Origin of the sequence: Paenibacillus ihuae (genome assembly GCF_001368795.1) — a bacterium.
GTDB classification, from domain to species: Bacteria; Bacillota; Bacilli; order Paenibacillales; family Paenibacillaceae; genus Paenibacillus_AQ; species Paenibacillus_AQ ihuae.
The window spans coordinates 3,552,423-3,557,934 of sequence record NZ_LN831198.1 but is presented as its reverse complement, the minus strand read 5'-3'; the positions used below and the strand labels follow the sequence as shown (position 1 = coordinate 3,557,934).

Here is a 5,512-nt window from a genome sequence, read left to right as displayed (position 1 = left end):
CTTCGGCTACAGCGTTTTTATCGAGAGAGAGCAATTCCAGCAACAACATTGTATTCCCTCATCTCATTATTGAGCATGATGCGCACCGCGTAACGGCAGGCGGACAGGAAGTGAGTCTGACTCCAAAGGAATATGAGCTGCTTCATTATTTGGCAATCTCGCCGGACAAAGTTTTCTCCCGTGAGGAACTGCTTAAGGATGTCTGGAATTATGAGTTTTTCGGAGATTTACGTACGGTGGACACGCATGTCAAACGGCTTCGCGAGAAACTGAATAAAGTATCACCGGAATCGGCAGCAATGATCACCACGGTATGGGGAGTAGGCTACAAGCTTGAGGTACCTAAATAGGTGAACTTCTGGAGAAGCCTTGTCGGCAAGCTGTGGGTCACGATCATCTGCCTTGTTGCCGTCGTGCTCATTACGCTGGGGCTGTTCCTGCTGCCTTATATCGACAGCAATTTCGCCAATTCCGGGGCGATCAAGCGTTTATTTATGTATACCTGTATGATCGGGTTTTCATTGACAACGTTTTTTGCGTTGTTCCTGTTTACGAAGATTACCCAGCCCATGCAGCAGGTGATTGAAGCGGCCAACAATATCCGCCGCGGCGAATACGGCACGAGGCTGAATCTTCGGACCAGCGACGAAATCGGCCAGCTTGCCACTTCATTTAATCACATGGCTGAAGAGCTGGAGGAGAATATCCGCAGTCTCAATCACGAGAAGGGGCATCTGTCCAGTGTTCTGCGCAGCATGACCGACGCCGTGATTACCTTTGATATTGAAGGACAGATTATACTCACGAATCCGCATGGACAGAAGCTGCTGGAGGCCTGGGGGGATCTGGAGCCGGACCTTGTTGAAGATAGCGATGCTGAGCAGGATCCGAATGGCGGAGCTGCAGGAGCAGTCCCTGTTCCGCTCCGGCCGCTCTTCTTCAGTACACTGAGCCAGGGAGGAGACCAGCGCTCCAATGTGCATGTCCGGCAAGGTGTATGGTCCATTCATATGGCTCCGCTGTATTCGGAGGGGAATCTCCGTGGTGCTGTAGCCGTGCTGCGCGATGTTACAGAAGAAGTAAGGCTTGAGAAAATGCTCCGTGATTTCGTAGCGAATGTCTCGCATGAAATCCGCACACCGCTTTCGATGATGCAGGGATACAGCGAAGCACTGCTGGACGGTATGGCCTCCTCGCCGGAAGAGAGCAGTGAGCTGGTGCAGGTTATTCATGATGAATCGCTGCGGATGGGCCGGCTGGTTAAAGATCTGCTGGATCTTGCCCGGATGGAAGCGGGGCATACAGATATGAATAAAACACAGGTGGATATGGACGAGCTGCTCGAGCGGATCTACCGCAAATTCTCCGTGCGGGCTAAGGAACGGGACATTATTCTTAAGCTCCATAAGACAGAAAGCGCTCTGCTGCTTAAATCGGCGGATGTAGATAAGCTGGAACAGGTTTTGACCAATCTGCTGGATAATGCCTTCCGGCATACCCCTGCGGATAAACATATCTCGATCATCACCGGCTCCGTGGTACTTGAAGGGCGCCGCTATCTGGAGATTGCGATCCGGGATGAAGGCGCAGGAATTCATCCGGAGGATCTGCCCTTTATCTTCGAACGCTTCTACAAAGCCGACAAGGCGCGGGTACGCGGAGAATCCGGAGGCACCGGGCTGGGGCTGGCGATTGTTAAAAATATCGTCGAGTCGCATCACGGGCAGATTTTTGCCACCAGTAAACTTGGCGAAGGCACGACCTTTACGCTAAGGCTTCCTGTCGAAAAACAGTAAATTCAGACCAAGACTGACGGCGCCTCTGACTGCAGAGGTGCTTTTTGTTGAAAGGACCACTTTAATCTTGTTCATCGTGGAACGTATAGGAGGCATCTAGTCATGATTTTATCATTGGACCAAGGCACCACCAGCTCTCGGGCCATCCTTTTTAATCAGCAGGCGGGAATGGTTTCCCAGGGGCAATATGAGATTAAGCAGTCCTTTCCCCGCCCCGGGTGGGTGGAGCATGATCCGGAGCAGATCTGGGAGAGCCAGCTCTCAGCGGCCAAAGATGCGATTCAGGCCAGTGGAATAACGGCTGAAGAAATATCATGTATCGGCATCACCAATCAGCGTGAAACCGCGCTGATTTGGGACAAGGCCACAGGAGAGCCGATTTATCCGGCCATCGTGTGGCAGGACCGGCGTACGGCGGTGCAGTGTGAGGAGATCAAACGTCAAGGCCTGGCTGCTGAGATTTCCCGCAAGACAGGTCTGGTCGTGGATGCCTATTTCTCGGCTACCAAGCTGGCCTGGATTCTAGATCATGTGACAGGTTCCAGGGAACGTGCTGAGCGGGGAGAACTGCTGGCCGGGACAATTGACAGCTGGCTTATCTGGAAGCTCACTGGAGGGGCTGTACACGCTACAGACGTGACGAATGCTTCACGGACCATGCTGTTCAATCTGCATGAGCGTAGATGGGACGAGCAGCTCATCGAACTGCTGCGGATTCCCCGCCTCATGCTGCCTGAGGTGCGGATGTCCGGCGGCGATTTCGGTACAGCAGAGGCACGGTGGTTCGGTGCGGAGATTCCTATCTGTTCAGTGCTTGGCGATCAGCAGGCTGCATTATTCGGTCATACCTGCCTGGAGGCAGGCAGTGCCAAAAACACATACGGAACAGGCTGCTTTATTCTGATGAACACAGGAACTGAGCCCGTTGCCTCCAAGCATGGTCTGCTGACGACTGTTGCCTGGGGGATGGGGGATGAGCTGTATTATGCGCTGGAAGGCAGTGTGTTTGTAGCCGGAGCAGCCGTACAATGGCTGCATGAAGGACTGGGATTAATCGAAGGGCCGTCCGATTCGGAGCACAAAGCTGCTGAAGTAGTGGACAGTGAAGGCGTGGTGGTCGTGCCTGCCTTTACCGGCCTTGGGGCCCCCTATTGGGATATGTATGCCCGCGGGGCTGTGTTTGGGCTGACCCGGGGCACAACGGCTGGCCATCTGGTCCGGGCGACGCTGGAATCGCTGGCCTTTCAGTCACGCGATGTTATCGGTGCCATGGAGAAAGATGCCGGCATGCCGCTGACCGGACTGCATGTAGACGGCGGTGCTGTACGCAACGACCTGCTGATGCAGTTTCAGGCCGATATTCTCGGCAGTGAGGTGACCCGCACAACCTACGCAGAGACGACAGCGCTCGGGGCTGCACTGCTGGCAGGGCTAACCTCCGGGATATGGTCTAGGGAACAGCTGGAGAGCTTTAATAAGGCCGAGAAGGACTTCTTGCCCCGGATGGGTGAAGAAGAGCGTGAACGCCGCTATGACGCCTGGAAGGACGCGGTGTCACGGACGATGGGCTGGGAGAAGCATGAGGGCCGGGGTTAGCAGCATTGGACAGGATTTTATATGCTGATCTTATAATTTTAATCAAAAAGCAACCAGCAGGTTAGTTTCTTAAACTACTAGCCTGCTGGTTGCTTTTTAGTTAGTTCACTGAATAAGTGCTTAGTATTCCATCACACAGGCTACGTTCTGCCAGCCGGCGCCGACCGTCCAGAAAAGAACCTTGTCACCCCGTTCAATCTTCCCGGTAGTGACCGCTTCGTGAAGAGCGACAAAGGGACTGCTCGTCGAAGTATAGCCGAACTCATCGCCGATATAGACGGCTGCGTCGCTGCCGATACCGGTTTTGTCAGATACGGCACGAATGTTCGGCAGGGATAATTGGGAGAAGCATGCCGCTTTAATGGTTTCAGGAGCGATCCCGTTATCACTCAGGAGTGTATTGATAGACTCGGAGGCTGCATCCACACAAATGGAATCGTCAAAAGGAATGAACTTTACATTGAACTCTCCTTTGCCTACCCCGCGGCGGCCAAGGTTTGCCATGCCTTCTGCAGGGAACATCGAATTTCCGTAGACGCAGGTGTCTGTCTGGTATATGGAATCGATGAAGCCAACGGAATTCTCATCACGCTCGAGGATCACTGCCGCGGCAGCGTCTCCGAAGTTGGCATAGTAGACAGGATCATTCCTGTCGGCATGCGGAGCCACATGGTCCGAGCCGATAACCAGTGCCCGGCGGATTCTCGGGTTAGCCATCATCTGGCGGCTTACCTGTTCCACCGAAGCGGTCATACCGGCGCAGTTCGCATTGCTGTCGATGCAAATGGTATGGGAAGCACCGCCGATCAGCCGGTGAATCATCAGCGAGTTCGTAGGAAAGATGTATTCAGGAGTCTGGCTGGCATAAGCGATAAGGTCAATGTCAGCACCGGTAAGACCCGTCTTGTCCAGTACATTGCTTGCTGCCTCAAAGGCCATAGTCAGAGAATTCTCTTCCTCATTGTCAATACTGTACCGGCTCTCACGGCCCAGAGCTGTCAGGAGTCCGCGGATATCTATACCCTTTTCATCAAAATGCTGTATGAAAAAGTCATTATCAATCTTTTTACTTGGATGATAGATATCAATATCCTTAATACGTATTCCGGCCATGGTAGCCCTCCTGTAAAGTTAGTGGAGTGATGCTCTTAGACGATCGAAGTGATTTCCAGGTTTTCTAGTCCTGCTTTGCGGCCAAGACGGGCGAGCTGCATTTTGAGGATCGGATTGTTTTCAAGGGTCAGGCTTACTTGTTCGAAACCGTCTGCTTTAAACATGATGAAGCAGCCTTCCAGCAGCGGCACAACATCTGGAGCAGTAACATTTAGCTTTCTGCAGTCGATCTGCAGAGAATATTCAGAGGGTGTGATCGGATTAACTGTCTGCTGATAGGCTTGAATCGATTTAAGGCCGTCCTCATTGGAGAAGGTACCTTCTAATTCGACATTAATGATCTTGTTAACAGAATCGGTTTTCAAAATAAATTTACCCATGTGCTCATCTCTCCCAAAATTGAATGTGTGTGTCTTCTGCAAATATGCAGCCGGCCAGCATTGGTCGGCTATTATATATCCAAAAACTAGAAGTTTTAAGCCGGTTTTCGACAACAAACTTTAGGTAATGGGATAATTTGCCTTAATATAACCATAATATTCTCGATTGTGCAAGAAAAAAGTCGAATCATGCATTAAAATGCCGAAAATCAATTTATTGGATTTCTTCAAGTGTGGCAAGCAGGACATTAAAGGCGGAAATGACTCTCGGAGCACCGACGCACGGTACCAGATGCAGCAAGATTCCCTTGATCTGATCCACGGTCATTCCGACACGGAGCGCCATCACATAATGAACCCCCAATTGCTCAAACTGTCCCATGGTGATCAGAGAAGAAATGACGGCAATTTCCTTCCAGTCTGAACCGATCGTAGTGCGCTGAAAAATGTCGCCGTAAGCATTACCCATGATGTACTCAGCCAATTCCGGAAAATGCTCTTTAATCGGAGCCAGAGCTTTGGCGCCATAGTCGCCGGACAGATTGGAGAAATGCTTTAGACCGCTGTTAACCGTATTTTCCACAGAAGATACCTCCTGAAATTTAATAACATCAAGAAAGAATATGA

Annotated in this window: 6 protein-coding genes; 3 read left to right on the top strand and 3 right to left on the bottom strand. The window is 51.4% G+C overall.

Annotation, left to right across the window (positions count from 1 at the left end):
- The 3 genes from AQR02_RS34395 to glpK form a co-directional block, all read left to right on the top strand.
- The coding region (locus AQR02_RS34395) for a winged helix-turn-helix domain-containing protein (protein ID WP_245237508.1) at positions 1 to 350 on the top strand (350 nt) is incomplete at its 5' end.
- Positions 351 to 1,796: an ATP-binding protein gene (locus tag AQR02_RS16380; protein ID WP_054941393.1), complete on the top strand. Its 1,446-nt coding sequence runs from the start codon at positions 351 to 353 to the stop codon at positions 1,794 to 1,796.
- A 102-nt stretch (positions 1,797 to 1,898) separates the two neighbouring features.
- Entirely contained in the window at positions 1,899 to 3,392 is a 1,494-nt protein-coding gene (gene glpK, locus AQR02_RS16375; protein ID WP_054941392.1) for a glycerol kinase GlpK, read from the top strand.
- Between the two features lie 120 nt (positions 3,393 to 3,512).
- On the opposite strand, the gene AQR02_RS16370 is transcribed toward glpK, so the two are convergent.
- The 3 genes from AQR02_RS16370 to AQR02_RS16360 all read right to left on the bottom strand — a co-directional run.
- The gene (locus AQR02_RS16370) at positions 3,513 to 4,505 is read right to left on the bottom strand and encodes a 3-oxoacyl-[acyl-carrier-protein] synthase III C-terminal domain-containing protein (RefSeq protein ID WP_054941391.1); all 993 of its coding nucleotides are present in this window, start codon (positions 4,503 to 4,505) and stop codon (positions 3,513 to 3,515) included.
- Positions 4,506 to 4,540: 35 nt separating this feature from the next.
- The gene (locus AQR02_RS16365; RefSeq protein ID WP_054941390.1) at positions 4,541 to 4,885 is read right to left on the bottom strand and encodes a hypothetical protein; all 345 of its coding nucleotides are present in this window, start codon (positions 4,883 to 4,885) and stop codon (positions 4,541 to 4,543) included.
- Positions 4,886 to 5,099: 214 nt separating this feature from the next.
- Positions 5,100 to 5,512: carboxymuconolactone decarboxylase family protein (locus AQR02_RS16360; protein ID WP_245237507.1), on the bottom strand; the 413-nt coding region annotated here is incomplete at its 5' end.

Excerpts from the sequence above, each read along its gene's own strand:
- glpK (WP_054941392.1), top strand. The coding sequence starts at position 1,899 with ATGATTTTATCATTGGACCAAGGCACCACCAGCTCTCGGGCCATCCTT.
- AQR02_RS16370 (WP_054941391.1), bottom strand. The coding sequence starts at position 4,505 with ATGGCCGGAATACGTATTAAGGATATTGATATCTATCATCCAAGTAAA.
- AQR02_RS16365 (WP_054941390.1), bottom strand. The coding sequence starts at position 4,885 with ATGGGTAAATTTATTTTGAAAACCGATTCTGTTAACAAGATCATTAAT.